General features: G+C 72.2%; 20 protein-coding genes. 11 read left to right on the top strand and 9 right to left on the bottom strand.

What is annotated here, in order from left to right:
* Positions 1-321 precede the first annotated feature (321 nt).
* Complete coding sequence (locus tag GT045_RS04815) at positions 322-1,368, top strand: hypothetical protein (RefSeq protein ID WP_202514957.1); 1,047 nt, start codon at positions 322-324, stop codon at positions 1,366-1,368.
* Between the two features lie 42 nt (positions 1,369-1,410).
* On the opposite strand, the gene GT045_RS04810 is transcribed toward GT045_RS04815, so the two are convergent.
* A complete protein-coding gene (locus GT045_RS04810) occupies positions 1,411-1,818 on the bottom strand; it encodes a MazG nucleotide pyrophosphohydrolase domain-containing protein (protein ID WP_161287168.1) in 408 nt (135 codons plus the stop codon).
* Positions 1,819-1,950: 132 nt separating this feature from the next.
* Between GT045_RS04810 and GT045_RS04805 the strand changes: the two genes are divergently transcribed.
* The gene (locus GT045_RS04805) at positions 1,951-2,949 is read left to right on the top strand and encodes a TAXI family TRAP transporter solute-binding subunit (RefSeq protein ID WP_161287167.1); all 999 of its coding nucleotides are present in this window, start codon (positions 1,951-1,953) and stop codon (positions 2,947-2,949) included.
* 31 nt (positions 2,950-2,980) lie between these two features.
* Here GT045_RS04805 and GT045_RS04800 read toward each other — a convergent pair whose 3' ends face one another.
* Both GT045_RS04800 and GT045_RS04795 read right to left on the bottom strand, forming a co-directional pair.
* On the bottom strand, positions 2,981-4,408 hold the full coding sequence (locus tag GT045_RS04800) for a HAMP domain-containing sensor histidine kinase (RefSeq protein WP_161287166.1): 1,428 nt from the start codon (positions 4,406-4,408) through the stop codon (positions 2,981-2,983).
* A gap of 9 nt (positions 4,409-4,417) precedes the next feature.
* Positions 4,418-5,107, bottom strand: coding sequence for a response regulator transcription factor (locus GT045_RS04795; RefSeq protein WP_161333375.1), 690 nt, complete (start codon positions 5,105-5,107; stop codon positions 4,418-4,420).
* Between the two features lie 296 nt (positions 5,108-5,403).
* Here GT045_RS04795 and GT045_RS04790 point away from each other — a divergent pair, with 296 nt between their 5' ends.
* From GT045_RS04790 to GT045_RS04760, 7 genes are all read left to right on the top strand, one after another.
* Positions 5,404-6,180, top strand: coding sequence for an amino acid ABC transporter ATP-binding protein (locus GT045_RS04790; protein WP_161333374.1), 777 nt, complete (start codon positions 5,404-5,406; stop codon positions 6,178-6,180).
* A gap of 67 nt (positions 6,181-6,247) precedes the next feature.
* A complete protein-coding gene (locus GT045_RS04785; protein WP_161333373.1) occupies positions 6,248-7,075 on the top strand; it encodes a glutamate ABC transporter substrate-binding protein in 828 nt (275 codons plus the stop codon).
* A 75-nt stretch (positions 7,076-7,150) separates the two neighbouring features.
* Entirely contained in the window at positions 7,151-7,819 is a 669-nt protein-coding gene (locus GT045_RS04780) for an amino acid ABC transporter permease (RefSeq protein ID WP_161287162.1), read from the top strand.
* Positions 7,816-8,781 (top strand): amino acid ABC transporter permease, encoded by a 966-nt coding sequence (locus GT045_RS04775; RefSeq protein ID WP_161287161.1) that lies wholly within the window; start codon positions 7,816-7,818, stop codon positions 8,779-8,781. The genes GT045_RS04780 and GT045_RS04775 overlap by 4 nt, the downstream gene beginning before the upstream one ends.
* Before the next feature lie 176 nt (positions 8,782-8,957).
* A complete protein-coding gene (locus GT045_RS04770; RefSeq protein ID WP_161333372.1) occupies positions 8,958-10,604 on the top strand; it encodes an FAD-dependent monooxygenase in 1,647 nt (548 codons plus the stop codon).
* Between the two features lie 521 nt (positions 10,605-11,125).
* Entirely contained in the window at positions 11,126-11,650 is a 525-nt protein-coding gene (locus tag GT045_RS04765; protein ID WP_345942544.1) for a cysteine dioxygenase, read from the top strand.
* Between the two features lie 176 nt (positions 11,651-11,826).
* The gene (locus GT045_RS04760) at positions 11,827-12,237 is read left to right on the top strand and encodes a rhodanese-like domain-containing protein (RefSeq protein WP_345942543.1); all 411 of its coding nucleotides are present in this window, start codon (positions 11,827-11,829) and stop codon (positions 12,235-12,237) included.
* A 293-nt stretch (positions 12,238-12,530) separates the two neighbouring features.
* On the opposite strand, the gene GT045_RS04755 is transcribed toward GT045_RS04760, so the two are convergent.
* From GT045_RS04755 to GT045_RS04740, 4 genes are all read right to left on the bottom strand, one after another.
* Entirely contained in the window at positions 12,531-15,071 is a 2,541-nt protein-coding gene (locus GT045_RS04755) for an ABC transporter permease (RefSeq protein ID WP_161333370.1), read from the bottom strand.
* Positions 15,072-15,592: 521 nt separating this feature from the next.
* Positions 15,593-16,384, bottom strand: coding sequence for a recombination regulator RecX (gene recX, locus GT045_RS04750; protein WP_161333369.1), 792 nt, complete (start codon positions 16,382-16,384; stop codon positions 15,593-15,595).
* Between the two features lie 3 nt (positions 16,385-16,387).
* On the bottom strand, positions 16,388-17,518 hold the full coding sequence (gene recA, locus GT045_RS04745) for a recombinase RecA (RefSeq protein WP_161333368.1): 1,131 nt from the start codon (positions 17,516-17,518) through the stop codon (positions 16,388-16,390).
* A gap of 342 nt (positions 17,519-17,860) precedes the next feature.
* The gene (locus GT045_RS04740; RefSeq protein WP_161333367.1) at positions 17,861-18,766 is read right to left on the bottom strand and encodes a hypothetical protein; all 906 of its coding nucleotides are present in this window, start codon (positions 18,764-18,766) and stop codon (positions 17,861-17,863) included.
* Between the two features lie 170 nt (positions 18,767-18,936).
* Between GT045_RS04740 and GT045_RS04735 the strand changes: the two genes are divergently transcribed.
* Positions 18,937-19,680, top strand: coding sequence for a hypothetical protein (locus tag GT045_RS04735; protein ID WP_161333366.1), 744 nt, complete (start codon positions 18,937-18,939; stop codon positions 19,678-19,680).
* Between the two features lie 25 nt (positions 19,681-19,705).
* Here the strand turns inward: GT045_RS04735 and GT045_RS04730 are convergent, their stop codons facing one another.
* Together GT045_RS04730 and GT045_RS04725 are read right to left on the bottom strand one after the other, a co-directional pair.
* Positions 19,706-20,953 carry an AI-2E family transporter gene (locus GT045_RS04730; RefSeq protein WP_202527163.1) on the bottom strand — a complete coding sequence of 416 codons (1,248 nt, stop codon included), beginning with the start codon at positions 20,951-20,953 and terminating at the stop codon, positions 19,706-19,708.
* A 139-nt stretch (positions 20,954-21,092) separates the two neighbouring features.
* On the bottom strand, positions 21,093-21,287 hold the full coding sequence (locus GT045_RS04725; RefSeq protein WP_161287152.1) for a DUF3046 domain-containing protein: 195 nt from the start codon (positions 21,285-21,287) through the stop codon (positions 21,093-21,095).
* A gap of 79 nt (positions 21,288-21,366) precedes the next feature.
* Here GT045_RS04725 and GT045_RS04720 point away from each other — a divergent pair, with 79 nt between their 5' ends.
* Positions 21,367-22,311: a hypothetical protein gene (locus GT045_RS04720; protein ID WP_202527162.1), complete on the top strand. Its 945-nt coding sequence runs from the start codon at positions 21,367-21,369 to the stop codon at positions 22,309-22,311.
* The last annotated feature ends 257 nt before the right edge of the window (positions 22,312-22,568 follow it).

Below are 22,568 nucleotides of genomic sequence, written 5' to 3'. Positions count from 1 at the left end.
TCGCTCACCGTCGCCGCCGCCCCCGGTGCCGCCGCGACCGCCACGGCGAGCCCCGGCCGCTCCGGGCCGCGGGCCCACAGGTCGACGCTCGCCGTCGACTCGTACGACAGCCACACCCGGCGGGCGGTCATCGCCGACAAGCCGGCGGGCAGGGGGAGTTCAGCGCCCTCGGCCGCTCCCTCCCAAAGCTCCGCCGCGCCTTCCCCCGGCTCCGCCGCGCCTTCCCCCGGCTCCGCCGCGCCTTCCCCCGGCTCTGCCGCGCCTTCCCCGGAGCACTCCGCCCCACCCCCGGGATCCTCCGCCGCGCCGCACCGGACCGCCGTGGGCGACGTGATCGCCAGCGCGCCCGCGCCGGGCGCGCCGCACGGACTGCTCGCCAGGGTCACCAAGGTGATCGGGGCGAAGGACGGCGGCACGGAGGTCCAGACCGAACCGGCCACGCTCAACGCCGTACTGGGCGACGGGACGGCGAAGGGCGACGTGCCGGTCGACCCCTCGTCCTTCGCCGTCGACAAGCTCCTGCCCGACGTGAAGGTGTCCTGGTCGTCCCGCGGTGACGCGCACGCCGGCCCCGAGGGCGCGACGGTACCGCTCGGCAGCCTCCGCCTCGACGTCGGCGCCGAGGTGCCCACCGCCACGGACGCCCCCGCGTCGGCCACCGCCTCCGTGCACGGCTTCGTGCAGATCGCCCCGCAGGTCGACTTCGCGTACGGCGGTACCGGGGGCGACGCCCCGCCCGGCTCTGCCTACCTCGGTGTGTCCGGCGACTGGACCTCCGGCTGGTCGGTCAAGGGACGCGCCGCGGCGGCCACCGGCACCCCGCTGCGGATCCCGTTCGCCAAACTGCACGCCGATCCCGTGCTCCAGGTCGGCCCGGTCCCCGTGGTCGTCAACCTCGATCTGACCTGCTACTTCCAGATCAGTGCCGACGGCCGCGTCACCGTCGACGTCGCGCAGAGCCTGAAGGGCGACTTCAAGGCGGGCGGCACCTTCGGCCTGGCCAGGGGGTGGACCCCGGTCAGCTCCTCCGACATGACGAGCACGCCCGTGCGCGCCTCCGTCAGCACCGCGGGCAGCGTGCGCACCGCTCTCGGCGCCGAGGCCGCGGTCGGGCTCTACGGCAGCGTCGGCGTCACCGCCGACCTGGCCCCGTACCTGCGCGGCGAGGCGTCCGGCACGATCACCGCCGCCTCCGACGGCAGCGCGCCGAAGGCGGCCGGCACCTGGGACGTCTACGGCGGCGTGGACCTGTCCGGCACCCTGCGCCTGCAGCTGTCGGTCTTCGGCACCCCGGTCGTGCGGCGGAGCATCCCGCTGGGCGCCCTGCACCGCGAGTGGCGGCTGGCGGGCGGGAAGCTCTCCGCGTAACCCCCCGGTACGGGCGTCAGGCCCCGCCACCCGGTACGGGCGTCAGGCCCCGCCGCCCGGGGTCCAGCCCTGGCGGCGCAGCACGGCGGACACGTCCGGCGCCCGGTAGTGCTCCCCCTTGAGCACCTTGCCGTCGGCCCGGCGGGCGATGCTCCCGTCCGGGCCGATCTTGCTCATGTTGGCCCGGTGGATCTCGGCGAGCACCTCGTCCAGGTCGATGCCGTGCACCAGGGCCGTGCCGTAGGCCACGTACACCACGTCGGCCAGTTCGTGCGCGAGCCGGTCCAAGGGGCCTTCCACCGCGACCTCGGCGACCTCCGCGGCCTCCTCGGCGAGCAGTTCGCCGCGGTGGGCCGCCAGTTCCCGGTCCACCTCGGTCGGCGTACTGCGGGCGTCGAGGCCGAAGGCACGGTGGAACTCGTGGACGAGGCGGGCGGGCGAAGTGCTCATGGGGCGACTCTATCGGCCGCCACCGACAACGCCCGCCGGGTCCGGGCGCCCGGGAGTGAGCCTGGCCGCAGTCGGCCGCCGGGTGGCCCGGGCCCTGGTCAGTGCCGCCTCCCGCCTGGCAGGATCGCCCGCATGTCCAAGGTGTTCCCCCGGTTCGGCAGGCGCCGAGCGCTGCAGGGCGCGGCCGTCGGTGTCGTGGCCCTCGGGCTGCTGCTGTGGTGGCTGCTGCCCCTGGGCGAGAAGCCGCCGAGCGGGACGATCGTGTTCAGCACCGGCACGCCCCGCGGGGTGTACCAGGAGTACGGCGAGCGGCTGCGCACCGAGATGGGCAAGGACATGCCGGGCCTGAAGGTGAAGCTGCTCAACAGCGCCGGCTCGCAGGAGAACGTCGAGCGGGTGGCGGCCGGACAGGCCGACTTCACCATCGCGGCGGCCGACGCCGTGGCGACGTACGAGCTGCGGCACGGCAGGGGCGCCGAGCGGCTGCGCGGTGTGGCCCGGCTCTACGACGACTACGTGCATCTCATCGTGCCCCGCGGCTCGGACGTCCGGAGCGTCGCGGACCTGCGGCACAAGCGGGTGGCGACCGGACTGCCCGACTCCGGGGTGCGGCTGATAGCCGAACGGGTGCTGCGGGCCGCCGGTATGGACCCGCGGAAGGACGTCACCGCCGTGCCGGACGGCATCGACACGGGGCCCGCGCAGCTCCAGCAGGGGAAGATCGACGCCTTCTTCTGGTCCGGGGGCCTGCCCACGAAGGGGCTGTCCGCGCTGGCCGCCAAGGGCGCCTTCCGGTTCGTGCCGCTCGACGACGGCCTCGTCACCCGGCTGCACGACCAGGGCGAGCAGTCGCGCTACTACCGGGCCACCAACATCCCCGAGTCGGCGTACCCGGCCGTGCAGCAGGGCCTGCCGGTGCCGACGATCGCCGTGTCCAACGTGCTGATGACCCGTACCGACGTGGACCCCCGGCTGACCGAGTGGGTGACCCGTACGGTCATCGACAGCCGGGACGGCATCGGCAGGCACGTCCACTCAGCCCAGCTGGTCGACCTGCGCACCGCCATCTACACCGACCCCCTGCCCCTGCAGGAGGGCGCCCGGCGCTACTACCGGTCGATGAAGCCCTAGGCACACCCCGCCGCGAGGGCCCGCCGACCCTTCAGGAGGCGGCCGCGGGGTCCTCCGGGCCCCGGCCGTACCGCGGCACCGTGACCGTCACGCGCAGCCCCTGGGGCTCGTGGTGCGCGTAGTCGATCGAACCGCCGCCCGCCGCGAGCAGGGCGCGGCTGATGGACAGACCCAGGCCCGAACCCTTCACGTTCTGGTGCCGGCCGCTGCGCCAGAAGCGGTCGCCCACGCGCGTGAGTTCCTCGTCGGTGAGGCCGGGGCCGGTGTCCGTGACGACGACCGTGCTGACGTCGCCGTCGGTGGAGACGGTGACCTCGACCGTGCCGTCCTCGGGGGTGAACTTCACGGCGTTGTCGATCAGCGCGTCCAGGGCGCTGGACAGGGCGATCGGGTCCGCCCAGGCGGTGGTCGGCGGACAGTCGCCGGTCAGGTGGACGCCCCTGGACCGGGCGGCCGGCGCCCAGGCGGCCACCCGCTCCTCGGTCAGCGCGCCGATGTCGGCGAGCTGGAGGTCGGCCTCCGCGTGCTCGGCCAGCGCCAGGTCGAGCAGGTCGTCGAGGACCTGCGCGAGGCGCTTGCCCTCGGTGCGGACCGAGGCGATCTCGGCGTTGTCCTCGGGGAGTTCGAGGGCGAGCAGTTCGATCCGCAGCAGCAGCGCCGAGAGCGGGTTGCGCAGCTGGTGCGAGGCGTCGGCGACGAAGGCGCGCTGCTGCTCCAGCACGGCCTCGACGTTGTCGGCCATCTCGTTGAACGAGCGGGCCAGCCGTCTGAGTTCCGGCGGTCCGCCGGCCGCCGCGACCCGGGACTTCAGGCGCCCGGTGGCGATGTCGTGGGTGGTGGCGTCCAGGACCCGGACCGGTCTGAGCACCCATCCGGTCAGCCGCAGCGCCGCGCCGACGGCGAGCAGCATGGCCGCGATCTCGCCGGCGCCGATCAGCAGCCAGCCGCGCAGGATGCGGGAGCGCAGCTGTCCGGTGGGTGAGTCGGTGACGACGACCGCGACGACGTCGCCGTCCCGGATCACCGGTGAGGCGACGACGAGCCGGCTGCGCTGCCAGGGCCACGCCTGGGGCGGGTCGTGGCTGCGCCGGCTGAGCAGTGCCTCGTCGAACGCCTGGCGCACCTCCCCCGTGGGCGGTACGAACCAGTCGCCGGGTGCGTTGGCCATCGCCGAACCGTTGCGGTAGAAGACACCGGCACGGATGCCGTAGACGCCGTAGTAGCTGTCCAGTTCCCTGCGCAGGGTTTCCCGGCGCTCGTCCACGGTGGTGCGGCGGGACCCGCTGGGCCCGTCGGTGACGAACTGGGCGAGTGCCGCGAACCGTGCCGTGTCGTCTATCCGGTCGACGACGACCTGTTGCTGCCGGGCGGCGGCCAGGCTGCCGGCGAGCGGGATGCCGAGCGCGAGCAGGACGGCCGCCAGCAGGACGGTGAGCAGCGGCAGGAGGCGTGTGCGCACCCGTCCCCGCTAGGCGGCCGGGGCGACGAGCCGGTAGCCGACGCCGCGTACGGTCTCGATCAGCGCCGGCATGCGCAGCTTGCCGCGCAGGGAGGCGACGTGCACCTCCAGGGTGCGGCCGGTGCCTTCCCAACTGGTCCGCCAGACCTCGCTGATGATCTGTTCCCGCCGGAAGACCACGCCGGGCCGCTGGGCGAGCAGGGCGAGCAGGTCGAACTCCTTGCGGGTCAGCTGGACCACCGCGCCGGCGACGCTGACCTGGCGGGTGGGCAGTTCGATGCGGACCGGGCCGAGGAGCAGGGCGGCGCTCTCCCCGCCGGTCCCGGGCTCCTCGTGGACGGTGCGCCGGCTGACGGCGTGGATCCGGGCGAGCAGTTCCCCGGTGTCGTACGGCTTCACGACGTAGTCGTCGGCGCCCAGGTTGAGCCCGTGGATGCGCGAGCGGACGTCGGCGCGCGCGGTGACCATGATCACCGGGATGGCGGTGCGCTTGCGGATCTTGCCGCAGACCTCGTAGCCGTCCTGGTCGGGCAGGCCGAGGTCGAGCAGGACGACGCCGAAGCCGGCGCCCTCGGGGACGAGCGCCTGGAGGGCCTCCTCGCCACTGCGCGCGTGGGTCACCTGGAACCCGTGCCGCGCGAGGACGGCGGACAGGGCCGCGGCGACGTGGTTGTCGTCCTCGACGAGCAGCAGTCTCATCCCGGCCCCCTCCGGTTCAGTGGTCGTACGTTCTCGGTTCGCGTCGGTGCTGTGGATCACGTGCACGCGCGCGTGCACCATGGCAGTGACGCTGATGGATAAGGACGGCGTCAAGAGGGTTCGGGTTGCCGGTCACTTCCGTTACCCGCCCGATACGCACACCGGTGGCAAGTACCACGACATGTGTCCGACTGCTACCGGATCGTGATGCTCAGATTCCCCTCAGATGTGATGACGCAGGTCACAGCGCCTCACTACTGTCCTCGGAAACCCGAGGAGGACGGAGCCCGAGAGCGATGACCAAAGTATCGGTGGCCAAGGAAGACGTGGCCACGTCCGACGAACTGGTCGTCCTGAAGAGCGTCAACAAGCACTTCGGCGCGTTGCATGTGCTCCAGGACATCGACCTGACGATCGCCCGCGGCGAGGTCGTCGTGGTCATCGGGCCCTCCGGGTCCGGGAAGTCGACGCTGTGCCGCACCATCAACCGCCTGGAGACGATCGACTCCGGCGCCATCACCATCGACGGCAAGCCCCTGCCGCACGAGGGCCGGGAACTGGCCCGGCTGCGGGCGGACGTCGGGATGGTGTTCCAGTCCTTCAACCTCTTCGCGCACAAGACCGTGCTCGAGAACGTGATGCTGGGCCAGGTCAAGGTCCGCAAGGCCGACAAGAAGCAGGCCGAGGAGAAGGCCCGGGCCCTGCTGGACCGGGTCGGTGTGGGCACCCAGGCCGACAAGTACCCCGCCCAGCTGTCCGGCGGCCAGCAGCAGCGCGTGGCGATCGCCCGGGCGCTGGCGATGGGCCCGAAGGTCATGCTCTTCGACGAGCCGACCTCCGCCCTGGACCCCGAGATGATCAACGAGGTCCTGGAAGTCATGCAGCAGCTCGCACGCGAGGGCATGACGATGATCGTCGTCACGCACGAGATGGGCTTCGCACGATCGGCTGCGAATCGTGTGGTCTTCATGGCGGACGGCCGGATCGTCGAACAGGCCGCGCCCGACCAGTTCTTCAGCAACCCGCGCAGCGACCGGGCCAAGGACTTCCTGTCCAAGATCCTGCACCACTGACGGCTCGGCCCGCACGCGCCACCTGCCTCAAGGGACCTCGTTCCTCACCACCCGAAGGAAGTTCAGCATGAAGCTCCGCAAGGTCACCGCCGCCTCGGCCGTCCTCCTCGCCCTCTCCGTGACCGCCACCGCCTGCGGCGGCGACGACGACAAGGGCTCCGGCGGCGGCAAGAAGATCGCCATCGGCATCAAGTTCGACCAGCCGGGCGTCGGCCAGAAGACCCCGCAGGGCTACTCGGGCTTCGACGTCGACGTGGCCACCTACGTCGCCAAGAAGCTCGGTTACAGCGCCGACCAGATCGAGTGGAAGGAGTCGAAGAGCGCCGACCGCGAGACCATGCTCAAGCGCGGTGACGTCGACTTCATCGTCGCCTCCTACTCGATCACCCCGGAGCGCCAGAAGCAGGTCGACTTCGCCGGCCCCTACCTGCTGGCCCACCAGGACGTGCTGCTCCGCGCGGACGACCCGTCGATCAAGACGGCGGCCGACCTCAACAAGGCGAAGCTGTGCTCGGTCACCGGCTCGACCTCGGCGCAGAACGTCAAGGACAAGCTCGCCCCCAAGGCGCAGCTCCAGAAGTACCCGACGTACTCCGCCTGTCTGACCGGTCTCCAGAGCAAGGCGATCGACGCCCTGACCACGGACGACTCGATCCTCGCCGGTTACGCCAGCCAGTCGCAGTTCAAGGGCAAGTTCAAGCTCGGCGGCCTGAAGATGACCAACGAGAACTACGGCATCGGCGTCAAGAAGGGCAGCGACCTCAAGGCCAAGATCAACAAGGCGCTCGAGGACATGGTCGCCGACAAGTCCTGGCAGAAGGCCGTGGACAAGAACTTCGGCCCGGCCGGCTACAGGAACGAGCCCGCGCCGAAGATCGGCGAGCTCAAGAGCTGAGGCAACGCCCTGCGGGTGCGCCGTCCGTGAGGACGGCGCACCCGGGCATCCCTACACGCGGAAGCGCGGGAGATCGTGTTCGACTTTCTTGATGGTTACGACGTACTGGGCGCCTTCTGGACGACGGTGCAGCTGACACTGCTGTCCGCCGCGGGCTCCCTGGTCTGGGGCACCCTGCTGGCCGGCATGCGGGTGGGCCCGGTGCCGCTGATGCGCGGTTTCGGCACCGCCTACGTGAACATCGTGCGGAACATCCCGCTCACGGTGATCATCCTGTTCGCCTCGCTCGGCCTCCACGACACGCTGGGCGTCAGCCTCGGTGCCGGTGACGTCGTGGACACGTACAGCTTCCGGCTGGCCGTGCTCGGGCTGACCGTCTACACGTCGGCCTTCGTGTGCGAGGCGATCCGCGCCGGCATCAACACCGTGCCGGTCGGGCAGGCGGAAGCCGCGCGGGCCATCGGCCTGAGCTTCACCCAGGTGCTGTTCCTGGTCGTGCTGCCGCAGGCGTTCCGCGCCGCGGTCCTCCCGCTGACCAACGTCCTGATCGCGTTGACGAAGAACACGACGGTGGCGGCCGCGATCGGTGTCGCCGAGGCGGCGGCGCTGATGAAGGACATGGTCGAGAACGAGGCGCAGTTGCTGCTGATCTCCGCGGTCTTCGCGTTCGGCTTCTGCTGCCTGACCCTGCCGACCGGCCTGATCCTCGGCTGGGTGGGCAAGAAGGTGGCGGTGAAGCGATGACTTCGGTCCTGTACGACGCCCAGGGACCGCGCGCCAAGCGGCGCAACGTCCTCTACACGGTGGTGTTCATAGCCGCGCTCGCCGCGGTCCTCTGGTGGGTGTACGCCTCCCTCGACGAGAAGAACCAGCTGGACTGGGCGCTCTGGAAGCCCTACTTCGGGGGTGGCACCGAGGCGTACTCGACGTACATCTGGCCCGGTCTGCAGAACACCCTCAAGGCCGCGGCGCTGGCGATGATCATCGCTCTGCCGCTGGGCGGCGTCCTCGGTATCGCCCGGCTCTCGGACCACGCCTGGGTGCGGGGACCGGCCACGGTTCTCGTGGAGTTCTTCCGCGCCATCCCGGTGCTGGTCCTGATGATCTTCGGCAACGAGCTGTACAGCCAGTACACCGACGTGAGTTCCGACGACCGTCCGCTCTACGCCGTCGTCACCGGCCTGGTGCTGTACAACGCGTCGGTGCTCGCCGAGATCGTCCGCGCCGGCATCCTCTCCCTGCCGAAGGGCCAGTCCGAGGCGGCCATGGCCGTGGGCCTGCGCAAGGGCCAGGTGATGCGGCTCATCCTGCTGCCGCAGGCGGTCACCGCGATGCTGCCGGCGATCGTCAGCCAGCTCGTGGTCATCGTGAAGGACACCGCGCTCGGCGGCGCCGTCCTCACCTTCCCCGAACTGCTCGCCTCGGCGAACACCATGAGCGGCTACTACGGCGCCAACACCATCGCGTCCTTCACGATCGTGGCCGTGATCTACGTGATCCTCAACTTCTCGCTCACCTCGTTCGCGGGCTGGCTGGAGGGCCGGCTGCGGCGGCGCAAGAAGTCCACCGGCGCGGTGCTCGGCGCCCAGGACGTCGCCGGCATCCCCGGCACGACGGCGACCGGGGCCGGGGGCACGGGCGGCGGCGTGGAGGACCTCGGCGGTCTCTTCGTCGGACGTGACCAGGGCGGCACACAGAAGGACTGACGCTCATTCAGGTGACATGAGGCGTCCGGGGGCAGTGGCATGATCGCCACTGCCTCCGTTCGCTTGACGCAAACTCTGCCAATGGGTTGCATACGTTCTGTGATCGTGCACCCCGCTCCGCCTTCCTGTTCACTTGTCTCCGTCAGGGCATCGTCACGGGCAGGGGGCGCCGCGTCATGGACCCGGTGATCATCGTCGGAGCGGGGCCCGTGGGACTGACGCTCGCCCTGCTGCTGGCCCGTCAGAACGTGCCCGCCGTCGTCCTGGACGAGGGCCCCGGCAAGGACGAGCCCCGCCCGGCGCGCACGGTGGTGCTGCGTGAGGACACGGCCGCACTGCTGGAGCGGCTGACCGGAACCGACCTCGGCGAACTGGGCGTGCGCTGGGCCGGATGGCGGTCCCTGCGGCGCAAACAGGTGGTGGACGAGGTCGCTTTCGACGCGGGCGGCCCCACGGCTCCGCTGCACATCGCGCAGTACCTCGTCACGAACGCCCTGCGGACGGCCCTCGACGGCGAACCACTGGTGAAGGTCGCCGTCGACAGCCGCCTGGACGCGGTCGAGCAGGAGCGTTTCGGCGTCACCGCGCACACCCGCGGCCCCCAGGGCACCTGGTGGCGCGGCAGCTTCCTGGTCGGCTGCGACGGTCCCCGCTCGACCGTACGCAAGCTCCAGGACATCCGCTTCCCCGGCCGGACGGCGGTGGAACGGCACGCGGTCGCCGCCCTGCGCACGGACCTTCCATGGGAAGGGCAGGCGTTGCTCCACCGGACACCGCCGTGGCGGTCGTCCGGGCCCTCGGCCGGGGAGGTGACCGCCCGCCCCCTCCCGGACGGCGTCTGGCGCCTGGACTGGCTGCTGCCGCCGGGCAAGGACCTGATCACGCCCGAGATCCTGGTGGCCCGGATCCGCGAGACCCTCACCGGCTGGACGGACAGCGCCACACCGACGTACGAGCTGCTCGACACCGGTGTCCACACGGTGCACCACCGGCTGGCGCGCCGGTGGCGGGCCGGCCGGGTCTTCCTCGCCGGAGACGCCGCCCACCTGCTCGGGACGCTCGGCACCCAGGGGCTCGACGAGGGCCTCCGGGACGCCGACAACCTGGCCTGGAAGCTGGCCACGGCCTGGCACCACGGCCCGTACGAGGCCCTGCTGAACAGCTACCAGACCGAGCGGCGCGCAGTGGTCGCCGCCCGGCTGCGCGCCGCCGACCATGCGCTGCCGGTGCTGCGTGGCGGGGGCGGCCTGCGCACCCTCGTGCCGGGCGCGACCCGCGGCCACGACGCGCTGTTCGCGGACGGCCACCTGGGCCTCGGTCCGCTGGGCGCGTCCGGGACGTACGCGGAGTCGACGCTGGCGCCCCGGCACCTGGAGGGAGTCGTCCCCGTCGGCACCGAGCCCGGCGCACCGGTCACCGACGTCCGGGTGACGGCGGAGGACGGCTCCTTCGTCCAGCTGCGCGACCGGCTCGGCCGCGGTGCGCTGCTCGTCGTCCTGATCGCGCCCGGCACGGGGGTCTGGGACCGCAAGCACTGGATGTCCGCCGGCGTCATGCCCCGGCTCGCGGCAGCCGTGACGGCGCTTCCGCACCCCGCCGAGCTGCTGGTCGCCGAGAGCTATCCGGGGGCGCCGGCACACAGCGTGCTGCTCGTACGCCCCGACGGTCACCTGGTCACCGCGCTGAGCGGGGTCCGCCCGGCCGACCTGTACGCGGCTGCGGAGACCGCACTGGGCGGTGCGGCGCGGGAGCAGCAACCGCGGGGGGACGAGCGTACGACGACGACGGCGGCGACCGCGGACGCAGGCTCCGGCACACGCTGAACCCACCGACCGAACCGGCTCCGGGGGGTCCGGTGCCGTGCGGGGGGAGCGCCTCGGGCGGGGTTCCGTGCGCGGGGAGAGTGCCTCGGGCCGGGTTCCGTGCGCGGGGAGAGCGGCTCGGGCCGGATTGCGTGCGCGGGGAGAGTGGCTCGGCCCGGGTTCCGTGCGCGCCGAACACACCCTGCCGGACCGGCTCTGGGGCGTCCGGTGCCGCGCTCGGGGAGAGTGCCTCGGGCCGGATTGCGTGCGCCCCGATCACGCTCCCTTCACCCCCGTCCACGTGGTGACACTCGGTTGACCGGGGTGCGTCGGCATGCTGTACTCCGGATCGTGACCGACACCTGTGTGCGCCTGTGGCGGAGGGTCCATATGGACCTCGTCCGCTACGCGGGCTGCGTGTGTCGCCCGTCCTGCTGAATTCGCATCCCTTCCCTTCACCGGGCGCCGTCGTGCGCCCGTTTCCGCGAACGCTCATCAGGACGGTGACCGTGTCTGTCCCCTCCCCTTCCCTGCCCTCGCCCGTGTCCGTACCCGTGTCCGCTGCCACCGGCTCGGCGCCCACCCAGGCGGACCTCCTCGACTTCGTCCGGCGCACGGCGGCCGACGCCGAGCTGATCGCCGCCCTCCCGCTCGACCCGGAGGGCCGCACCTGGGTACGGCTGCAAGGCCCCGGCGGCAGCGAGGCATGGCTGATCGGCTGGCCGCCCGGTACCGGCACGGGCTGGCACGACCACGCCGACTCGGTCGGTGCCTTCCTCACCGCGTCGGGCGAACTCAGGGAGTACTCACTCGCCGCCCGCCTCCCCACGGACGGCTGGAAGACCCTGGAACTCACCGAGGGGGTGGACCGCGAACGCCGGCTGCCCGCCGGTGAGGGACGGGCCTTCGGCCGCCACCATGTGCACGAGGTGCTCAACGAGTCCCGCGACCGGCACGCCGTCTCCGTCCACGCCTACTACCCGCCGCTCCCCCGGATCCGCCGTTTCAGCCGCGCGGGCCAGGTACTGCGCCTGGAGCAGGTCGAGCGCCCGGAGGACTGGCAGTGAGCGGCACCGGCAAGCCGTCGGCGGTGCCGGGCGCGGGTGCTGCGACCGCCGGATCCGGTGAGCCTGGCGTGCCCGGCGGGGCCGCTGAGCCTGGCGTGCCCGGCGGGGCCGCTGAGCGTGGCGTGCCCGGCGGGTCTGGCGTGGCCGGCGGGTCCGGCGTGGCCGGCGGGTCCGGCGTGGCTGGTGATCGTCCGGTCGGCATCGACGAGTTGCTGGAGCGGGTCCGGACGGGCTACCGGCGCGTCGAGGCCCAGGAGGCGCACGAGGCGGCGCGGTCCGGGAAGGCGCTGCTGGTCGACATCCGGTACGCGGCCCTGCGCGAGCGGGACGGACTCATCCCCGGCGCCGTCGTGGTCGAGCGCAACGAACTGGAGTGGCGCCTCGATCCGCAGGGCAGCCACCGTCTCCCCGAGGCGACCGGCCACGACCTGCGTGTCGTGGTGATCTGCAACGAGGGCTACGCCTCCAGCCTCGCCGCCGCCTCCCTCCACCAACTGGGGCTGCACCACGCGACGGACCTGGTGGGCGGCTTCCAGGCATGGCGGGCGGCCGGACTGCCGGTGGAGCCGGTGGAGCGGAGCCGGTGACACCCTGACCTTTCCGCGCGGAAGCGAACGACCTCCGCACAAGCAAACGGCTTCCGCGCAAGCGAAAGAACTCCGCGGAAGTGGACGACCGCCTGATTCCCCCGGCGCGACGCCTCGCGGGGGAATCAGGCGGTACCCGGGGCGGCGCCCCGTCCGGTTCATGACGCCGTGCCGCTGTACGAGCCGTGCCACTCACGGCGCCGTACAGCTGAAGCGCCGTGCCACTGACGGCGCCGTACAGCTGAAGCGCCGTGCCGCTGACGGCGCCGTGCCGCTGCTGCTGCTGCTGGTCACTACTCCTGCGCCGTGGTGACCGTCACCGCGCGCACCCGGAGTGCAGCCCGCCCCGGCACGGCACTGGCCACCAGCGCGAGCAGGCCCGCGAAGCCGACCACGCCGACGTAGAGCAGCGGGGCGACCGCCGGGGCGGCCCGGCCCGTCATGCCGACGCTGAAAGCGGTGAGTACGGCGAGGGCGATGCCGCTGCCGAGTGTGGTGGCGAGGAACAGGACGGACAGCGCCTCGGTGCGCAGCATGCGCATGACCTGCCGCCGGGTCGCCCCGGCGAGGCGGAGCAGCGCGAACTCCCGGACACGCTCGGCGACCGACATGGCGAGCGTGTTCACGACGGCGATGGCGGTGAAGGCCAGCACCAGCCCCATGGCGAGGTAGTTGACCTCGGCGTTCGCCTGCTGCCGACCGGCCTGGAGGGTGTCGGCGGCGGCCGGCGAGAGAACCCGCAGCCCCGGGAACTCACGGAGTGTGGTCGAGAGTTCTTCCTGTGTCCGGGTCGTGCCGACGAGGACGGAGGAGGCGAGCGGGTTGTCGACGTGGTGGGCCACGAGGTCGTGGGCGAAGGTCAGGTCACCGAAACCGAGACCCCGGGCGTAGACGGCGGCGACGGTGAGCGTGGCGGGCGTCCCGTCTCCCAGCGTCAGTTTCAGCGTGCTCCCCGGCCTCAGATGCTGCTGGTCCGCGGCCAGTTCGCTGACGGCGACGGTGCCGGCGCCGAGCCGGTCCAGGGAACCGGCGGTCACCTCCGGGTCCCACGTGCGGGTCAGCCCCGCCGGGGTGACTCCCTGCGCCGCGTACTTGTCGAGTCCGACGCGGACGGTCGTACGGACCACCTCGGTGACGGTGTCGTGCCGTGCCCGCAGCCGCTCGGCGGCCTCACCGGGGACGCCCGGACCCTGGGCGGCGACGACCCAGTCGGCCTTGATGCCGTCGCGGGACTGGGCGCGGGCGGCATCTCCGAGGGTGGTCTGGACGAACAGGACAGTGCAGGTCATGCCGACGAGCAGGGCGAGCGGGGTGACGACGGAGGCCATGCGGGCGGCGTTGCCACGCAGGTTGGCGGTGGCGAGCCTGCCGCCGTGGCCGGTGAGCCGGAGCGGGCCGGCGAGCAGCAGCGCGGCGGCCCTGACCAGGAGGGGGCCGAGCAGGGCGACGGAGGTGGACAGGACGACGACGGCGAGAAAGGTCACGGGAGTCGAGGCGGCCTCGGTGCGCAGGGAGGTGAGGACGGCGACGAGCACGGCCCCGCCGGCGAGCAGCAGCAACCCGGCGGCGATCCTGCCCCAGGCGGGCCGGCCGCGCTCGGTCCTGGCTTCGGCGAGGGCCTCGGCCGGGCGGATCCGGACGATCCTGCGGGACGCGATCCGGGCCGACGCCCACGCGCCGAGCAAGCTGGCGGCGAGTGCGGCCAGCGGCGGGAAGACGCTGACGGTGTGTTCGAGCGTGTCGGGTACGGCGCCCAGCGCGACGAACCTCGCGTGCAGCCAGGCACCGAGCGGCAGTCCGAGCAGTGCGCCGACCGTGCCCGCCGCCGCGCCGACGATCAGCGCCTCCCGGCCGAGCAGCTTGCGGATCTGCCCCGGTGTGGCGGCGATGGCCCGGAGCACGGCGAGTTCGCGGTGGCGCTGCTGGACGGTGAGCGCGAAGGTGCCGACGACCACGAGCACGGCCACCAGCAGTGAGGTGCCGCCCATGGCGCCGCCCATGCTAACCAGCCGGGTGCGGGCGGTGGCCGCGTCGAGAAACTCGATGGGCCCGCGGGCGTCGCCGGTGCTGACCTGTGCCGTGGCGCCGTGCAGCGTGCCGTGCAGCGCCCCCACCACGGCTTGGCGCAGCCGCTCGGGATCCGTCCCCTTGGCCGGGAGCACACCGAACGCGGTGACCTGCCCGGGGTGGTCCGCCAGCCGCCGGGCCTCGGCGGTGGAGAAGAACAGGGACGTCTGGTGGCGTACGGCAGTGGCCGGGGTGGCGATACCGATGATGCGGTAACCGCGCGGCGCCTGGGTGGACTGCACGGTGAGGTGGTCGCCGGTCCGCAGCCGGGCCCGCGCGGCGAAGTCGGCGTCGATGACGAGGTCGTCCGCGGCTTCCGGGACGCGGCCGGCGGTCAGCCGGTACGGGGTCAGCGCGGCGGAGTCCCAGGCGTGTCCGTAGGCGGTACGGCCGCCGGTTCCGGCCGGGGTCGAGGGCTCGGCGAGGAAGGTGAGTTCGGGGACGACTCGGGCCACTCCAGGGGTGCGGGCGAGCGTGTCGCGCAGGTGCTCGGGGAGCCAGGCACGCTCGGCGATGGGCTTCGCCTTGTGCTTGACCTTGGTCTTGCCCTTCTTGTGCTTGACGGTGGTCCGGTGCACGAACTGGTCGGCGGAGACCACGACGGGGGCGGCGGCATAGCGCTCGGTACGGATGGTGCCGCGCAGGCCGGTTTCGAGAAGGCTCCCGCATGTGGTGATCAGAGCCGCCGCGCACATCAGCGCGAGGAAGGCACCGAGAAATCCGGCTTTCCGGGCGCGGACGGTCCGCAGGGCGTAGCGCAGCATCATGGGGACGGGCTCTCTTCTGTTGTGTGCACGGGTTGTGTCGTGCGACCGGCCTCCGGCTGGTGCGTGAGCCGGGGCCCGGTGCGCGTGTACAGATTCGCCCGTGCGGCCGGGTGAGAGCATTGCGGTGGCCCGGCGTCTTGCGAGGGGGGTCAACCCGCCCCTGTGAGGCGGGGGTTAACCCCACTCCTGGAAGAGGCGTGGTGGCGGCAGTCCCTGCCGAGCCCTGGGCGACGCCCGGCCACCCGGAACCGCCGGCAGCCCCGTTCCTTCGGCGTCCCCGTCCCGCGCGGCATCCCCGCCCAGGGTTTGTCCGACATCGCCCGACCTGGTCCCGCCGGGCCGCCCCTCGTCTGCGCCTCCCGTCAGACCGCCCCTCTGCGCCCTCCGTCAGGCCGCCCCCTTCTGCGCCTTCCGTCGGACCGCCCCCCTTCTGCGCCTTCCGTCGGGCCGCCCCTCTGCGCCTTCCGTCGCCGCCCCTCTGCGCCTTCCGTCGGGCCGCCCCCCTTCCTCTTGCTGTGCCTTCAGAGGTCTCCGTCCTCCAGGAAGTCCGTCTCCTCGCCCTCTTCCTCCAGGGCTTGGCGGACGACGCGGAGGGCCAGGCCCTCGGGGTAGCCCTTGCGGGCGAGCATGCTCGCGAGCCGGCGCAGACGCTTGTCGCGGTCGAGGCCACGGGTGGTCCGCAACTTGCGGGCGACGAGTTCGCGGGCGGTCGCCTCCTCCTGCTCGGAGTCGAGCTGGGCGACGGCGTCCTCGATCAGCGCCGAGTCGACCCCCTTGGTCCGCAGTTCACGGGCGAGGGCACGGCGGGCGAGTCCGCGCCCGTGGTGCCGGGACTCCACCCAGGCGTCCGCGAAGGCGCCGTCGTCGATGAGCCCGACCTCCTCGAACCGTGACAGCACCTCCTCCGCCACGTCCTCGGGGATCTCGCGTTTGCTCAGGGCGTCCGCGAGCTGCTTGCGGGTGCGCGGGGTCCCGGTGAGCAGGCGCAGGCAGATCGCCCGGGCCCGCTCAGCCGGGTCCCCCGAAGACTCCCCCTGCTCGTCCCTCGCCGAGGGAGGGGCGCCTTCGTCCTCGCCGGGCGCGTCCCCGAAGCCGCGCCGCCGTCTGCCGCGCCCGCGTCCCCGGCCTCGCGCGCCGGGTTCGTCACGACCCCGGTGCGGGTCGTCACGCTCGTCGTGCTCGCCGTACCCGTCGTCCCGGTGTCCGTCGCCACCGTCCGGGGCGGAGCCCGGGTGGCCCCCGGTGCCCCTCCCCCGTGGGGCACCGGGGGTGGTGGCGTACTCGTACTCGGCCCAGTCGGTTCGTCGTGTCACGGGTCAGCTCTTGGCTGCGGCGGCCTTGGGCTTGGTGGCCTTGGCGGCTGCCGGGGCGGGGACCGACTTGGCGGAGTCCTCGGCCGTCGCGGTGGTGACCGCGGTGTCGGTGCCGGGCTCGGTGGCGGGCTCCTCCGGACGGACGCCCACGCCCAGCTTCTCCTTGATCTTCTTCTCGATCTCGTTGGCCAGGTCGGGGTTGTCCTTGAGGAAGTTCCGCGCGTTCTCCTTGCCCTGGCCGAGCTGGTCGCCCTCGTACGTGTACCAGGCACCGGCCTTGCGCACGAAGCCGTGCTCCACACCCATGTCGATCAGACCGCCCTCGCGGCTGATGCCCTGGCCGTAGAGGATGTCGAACTCGGCCTGCTTGAAGGGCGGCGCGACCTTGTTCTTGACGACCTTGCAGCGGGTGCGGTTGCCGACCGCCTCCGTGCCGTCCTTCAGGGTCTCGATGCGGCGGATGTCGATACGCACCGAGGCGTAGAACTTCAGGGCGCGGCCACCGGTCGTGGTCTCCGGGGAGCCGAACATCACGCCGATCTTCTCGCGGAGCTGGTTGATGAAGATCGCCGTGGTCTTGGACTGGTTGAGCGCGCTGGTGATCTTCCGCAGCGCCTGGCTCATCAGACGGGCCTGCAGACCCACGTGGCTGTCGCCCATCTCGCCCTCGATCTCCGCGCGCGGCACGAGCGCGGCCACGGAGTCGATGACGATCAGGTCGAGGGCACCGGAGCGGACCAGCATGTCCACGATCTCCAGGGCCTGCTCGCCGTTGTCGGGCTGGGAGAGGATGAGGTTGTCGATGTCGACGCCCAGCTTGCGGGCGTACTCGGGGTCGAGAGCGTGCTCGGCGTCCACGAACGCGACCTGGCCGCCGGCCTTCTGGGCGTTCGCCACGGCGTGCAGGGTCAGGGTCGTCTTACCGGAGGACTCCGGTCCGTAGATCTCCACCACGCGGCCACGCGGCAGGCCACCGACGCCGAGGGCGACGTCGAGCGCGGTCGACCCGGTCGGGATGACCTCGATGGGCTCCCTCGACCGCTCGCCCATGCGCATGACCGCGCCCTTGCCGAATTGCCGTTCAATCTGTGCGAGCGCGGCGTCGAGCGCCTTCTCGCGGTCGGTTCCTGCCATGGGTTCCACCCGGTTTGCTTGAGTCGATCGCTTCACGTCAAAGACGCTAACGCCTGCCACTGACAATGCGCCCCGACGCAGGCCCAGCCTGTGGATAACCGGGGGACACACCCGGCGAATCGGGGTGAAATACCCGACCGAAAGCCTCGCCTGAGCCTCCATGAGAATGGATGTTCGATTTTTGTGTCAAGCGCACCACGCTGAGCGCGGCCGGACCTGTGACTGGGTGCTGCGATTGGTCCTTGAGCGCCTCGGTCGACCCGACTGAGCAAAGAGGGCGGCCCGCACGCTGGGCAGCCCGCCACCGCACGCACCCGGCACCTCGTCGGGTGGCTCCTCGTGTCACTCCGCGGGCGTGATCCGCCAGGTGCCGTGACGTACGTCGAGCGTCGCGACGAGGTCGGCCTGCCGCGGGAACGAGACGCCCAGCCGCCACGGGGCCGGCAGTGCGGCCAGCTCGATGGCCACCAGGTCCTCGGTGACGTCGCCCAGGGCTCCGATCCAGTGAGGCGCGGTGGCGAGCAGCTGCCCGAACAGCCAGGGTCCGGGCTCGGGAACACCTGAGAAGGGCTCCTCCGCGACTTCGGCGAGGGCGGAGCCGGCCAGCAGGGTCAGCAGCCGCGCCAGGACCGCGGACGGCAGGGCGGGGTCGCGGGTCTCCAACATCACATAGCAGTCGTCGTGTCCCGAGAACCAGACCCGAGAGTCACCCAGGCGGCTCAGGAGCGGCTCATCGACACCGGTGGTGCCGAGCACGAGGGCGAGCTCGTCGAGCTGCTCCGCGGTCACGTCGGTGGGCACGTCGATCAGAGTCAGCTCGTACGGCGACCAGGTGCCGTCGAGGAAGCGGGGCAGGAGGTCGCGGTCCATCACCAGGAACTCCTCCTCGAGCCCGTTCGTGCCGGACGCCCAGGATCCGAGGGAGTGGACCCTGCACGGCACACCGAGCTCGGCCGCGATCAGCGAGGGCCGCAAAGAATGCCAGTCCTCGTCGAGACAGGAGTTCGTCGCCAGCGACACCACCGCCACCGCGTCGTTCGCCACGGCCACGAACAGGTCGGCCAGCTCGGCCGCCCGGGCCGCACCCGCGCTCACCCGCCACAGCCCCTCGGCCTCGCGGACGCTGAAGCTCAAGGGAAACGGCCGGCGCTCCACGCCGGCACCGTTCACGCTGGACGCGCCCTGCCGCCCGGCCTCGATCACTGCCTCACCCCCGATAACCCGCCGGCCGACCTGCCCGGCCCGCATGCGTCGATCATCGCCGGTCGACAGGTCCGACCTGCTACGGCCGCCCCCTCGACCGGGCGCGGGCAGACGGGGAACGGCGAGCCGCGCGGGCCGGTCTGCTCCCGGCGGCGTACCGCGGGTGTCTCCGGCCGGGGGACGACCGCGTGGGCCGGCCCCGCAAGCCTGGGGCCATGAAGAATCCGCGCGCCGTCGACCGCCTCTGTCACACCACGGGAGTGCTCCTGATCCTGTCGGGGCTCGCCCACCTGGTGGTGTACGCGGTGGACGGCGGCCCGTGGGACGGCCCCGTCTCCTGGCGCAAGCCCGTCACGTTCGGGCTCTCGTTCGGGGCGACGCTGATCGCGCTCACGTGGGTCACGTCGTACCTGCGGGCCGGTGACCGGCTCCGCCCGGTCCTGCTGCTCGTCCTCGCCGCCGACTGCGTGGTGGAGGTCGGCGGCATCACCCTCCAGGCGTGGCGCCGGGTGCCCTCGCACCTGAACATGGAGACGCCCTTCGACACGGCGGTGTCCATGACGCTCGCGGTGGGCGGTGCCGTCCTGGTCGTCCTGCTCACCGTCTTCGCCGTCGCGTCCTTCCGGCACCGGCCGACGGGCCCCGCGGGCATGCCGCTGGCCGTGCGTTCCGGTTTCGCGCTCCTGCTGGTGGCACTCGCCTCCGGGGCGGCGATGATCGCGCGCGGGGTCTTCCTGACGCGGACCGGACACCAGGAGGCCGCCTACCACTCGACGGCCCCGCTCAAGCCGCTGCACGGCGTGAGCCTGCACGCCGTGCTGGTGCTGCCCCTGCTCGCCTGGCTGCTGTCCCGCACGCCGTGGACCGAGGAGGCGCGCCGGCGGATCGTGGCCGGGGCCGCCTGCTGCTACACGGTGGCCGTCGCCGCGGCCGCCGTGTGGGCGGCGGTGACGTACTAGGACAGCAACGTGGCGCGCGGACCGCTCAGGGCTGCTCCCGACCGCCGGGGCGACGGGCGGACCACGACCGCCGCACGCGCGTGAGCACCCCGGGGCCGCCCCGCCTGCCACGGTGCCCGTGCACGCGGGGGTCGTCCGTCACGGCGTACCGCTTGACGTACGCGCCCAGGAACGCCTGAAGCGTGGCCACCGCCGGGATGGCGATGAGCGCGCCGACCGCGCCCAGGAGTGCGGTGCCCGCGACGACCGAGCCGAAGGCGACCGCCGGGTGGATGTCCACGGTCTTCGCGGTCAGCTTGGGCTGGAGCATGTAGTTCTCGAACTGCTGGTAGATCACCACGAAGACCAGCACCCACACCGCGTACCAGGGGTTGACGGTGAACGCGATCAGCATCGGCAGCGCACCCGCCAGATACGTCCCGATGGTGGGGATGAACTGCGAGACCAGGCCCACCCAGACGCCGAGCACGGGCGCGTACGGCACGCCCATGGCTTCGAGCAGGATGTAGTGCGCGACACCGGAGACGAGCGCCATGAGACCGCGCGAGTACAGGTAGCCCCCCGTCTTGTCGACGGCGATCTCCCAGGCGCGCAGCACCTCGGCCTGGCGGGCGGGCGGCAGAACGGAGCACAGCGCGCGGCGCAGCCGGGGGCCGTCCGCGGCGAAGTAGAACGAGAACAGGGCGACCGTCAGCAGCCGGAACAGCCCGCCGAGCACCTGGGCCGACACGTCCAGGACACCCGCCGCGCTGTTCTGCACGTATTTGCGCAGCCAGGCGGAGTGGAGCAGACCCTCCTGGATGTCCACCCGCTTGAGATGCGTGTGGAAGGTCTCGTTGATCCAGTTGATCAGCGAGTCGAGGTAGTCCGGGAAACCCTCGATCATCTTGATGATCTGGCCGGCCAGCATGGACCCGAGCAAGGTGACGAACCCGGCTGTGACGACGGTCAGCCCGAGGAAGACGAGGAAGGTGGCAAGGCCCCGGCGCATGCCACCGGCCGCCATCCGGCTCACCGCGGGTTCGATCGCGAGGGCCAGGAAGAACGCGATCAATATGTTGATCAATAGTCCGGTCAGCTGGTGGAAGGCCCAGCTGCCCAACTGGAACGCCGCGATCAGCGCCAGCGCGAGCACCATGGCGCGTGGCAGCCAGCGCGGCATCCGGGCGCCCTGCGCGACGGCGTCGGAGAGCGGGGGCCGGCCGGGCGGGGCCGGTGCTGCCGGTGCTGCCTGCCGGACGGACGGCTCGCCGTCCTCGGCAGTCGGTGCCAGGGGATCCTCGTCAGTGGGTGCCACGCGCCCAGTCTCGCCCACGCCACCGACAACCGGCGCCCCTCCACGATCTTCGTGACAGAGCGGTGCCGAACTGTCGCGATTCTTGACCGCCATATCGGATATTTCACCCGAAGTGTCAGCGCCTTTCTCCCGGCACGTCCATGACCGCGCAGACCACACGCCAGACGTCCTTGGCCGCCCAGCCGGCGTCGAGTGCCTGGTTCACCGTACGTCCGCCCAGCTCCGACATCACGTGATCGCGCGCGAAGGTGTCGGCGTACCCCCGACCGAAGTGTTCCGCCATCCGCTGCCAGAAGACCGTCAACCGCATGACTCCAGTATCCCGCCCCTGGGGGTGGGCCCTGCCCGGGAGCACCGCCGGAACCGTTTTCCGTCCTACGGTCTGACCCATGGCCCAACTAGGAGCTTCCCCACTCCCTTCCACGCCCCCGGCGCGCTCCCCGCTCTTCCGCGCCGAACAGTTCGTGTGGCTCACCGCGCGCGTGCTGGAGCAGCATCTCTTCGCGTACCACTTCCTGCACGGCGGTCCGGAGCCGGTGGAAGCCGCGCTGGACGCCTACCGCAACGAGGACGGCGGGTACGGTCACGCGCTGGAGCCCGATCTGCGCGGACCGGTCAGCCAGCCCCTGCACACCGCGCACGCACTGCGCGTGCTGGACGCCGTGGGGCGCTGCGGCGGCCAGCGGGTGGAGCGTGTGTGCCGCTATCTGACCTCCGTGTCCACCAGGGACGGCGCGCTGCCTGCGGTCCGCCCCGGCCAGCGCGGCTATCCGACGGCGCCGTTCGTCCCCGTCGTCGACGATCCGCCCAGCGACCTGCTGGCCACCGGCCCGGTGGTCGGGCTGCTGCACCGCAACGAGGTGTGGCACGCCTGGCTGTTCCGGGCCACCGACTACTGCTGGCACGCGGTGGAGTCCCTGGAGAAGTCCCACCCCTACGAGGTGGAGGCCGCCGTGGCCTTCCTGGACTCCGTTCCCGACCGCCCGCGCGCGCAGGCAGCCGCCGACCGGCTGGGCCGGCTGGTACGGGAGCAGCGGCTGGCCGTGCTCGACCCGGACCGTCCCGACAGGTTCCCGGTCGCGTCCGGATACGCCCCGGGCGAGCACCACTTCCCGCACGACTTCGCCCGGACCCCGGACTCGCTCGCGCGCGCGTGGTTCACGGACGACGAGATGGCGCGCTCGCTGGACCATCTGGCCGCCGGGCAGGAGGAGGACGGGGGCTGGCCCGTCCGGTGGCGCCAGTGGGCTCCGGCGCCCACGTTGGAAGGGAGAACGCTGGTGACGATCGAGGCACTGCGCATCCTGAGGGCACACGGGCGCTTCGTGGGCTGAGCGGGTCGAGCGGGTCGATCGAGGCCCCTCACGGGCCCCCTCCGCGGGCCGACCCGTCCCCAGGCGCGCCGAGCAGTCCCGGGCGCGGGCCGGCCCCATCCGCACGCCGGACCGGCCATCCGCACCGCACGCCGGACCGGCCTCATCCGCACGCCGGACCGTCCTCGCCCCCTCGCCGGACCGTCCCCGCCCCTCGCCGGACCATCCCGGCCTCCCTCGCCGGGCCGGCCCCGCCCCCGTCCGCTCGGCGGGCCGGG

This window comes from Streptomyces sp. SID486 (genome assembly GCF_009865385.1).
Classification (GTDB): domain Bacteria; phylum Actinomycetota; class Actinomycetes; order Streptomycetales; family Streptomycetaceae; genus Streptomyces.
Note: the sequence above shows the minus strand (reverse complement) of the source record. Positions and strands in the feature narration are given on the sequence as shown.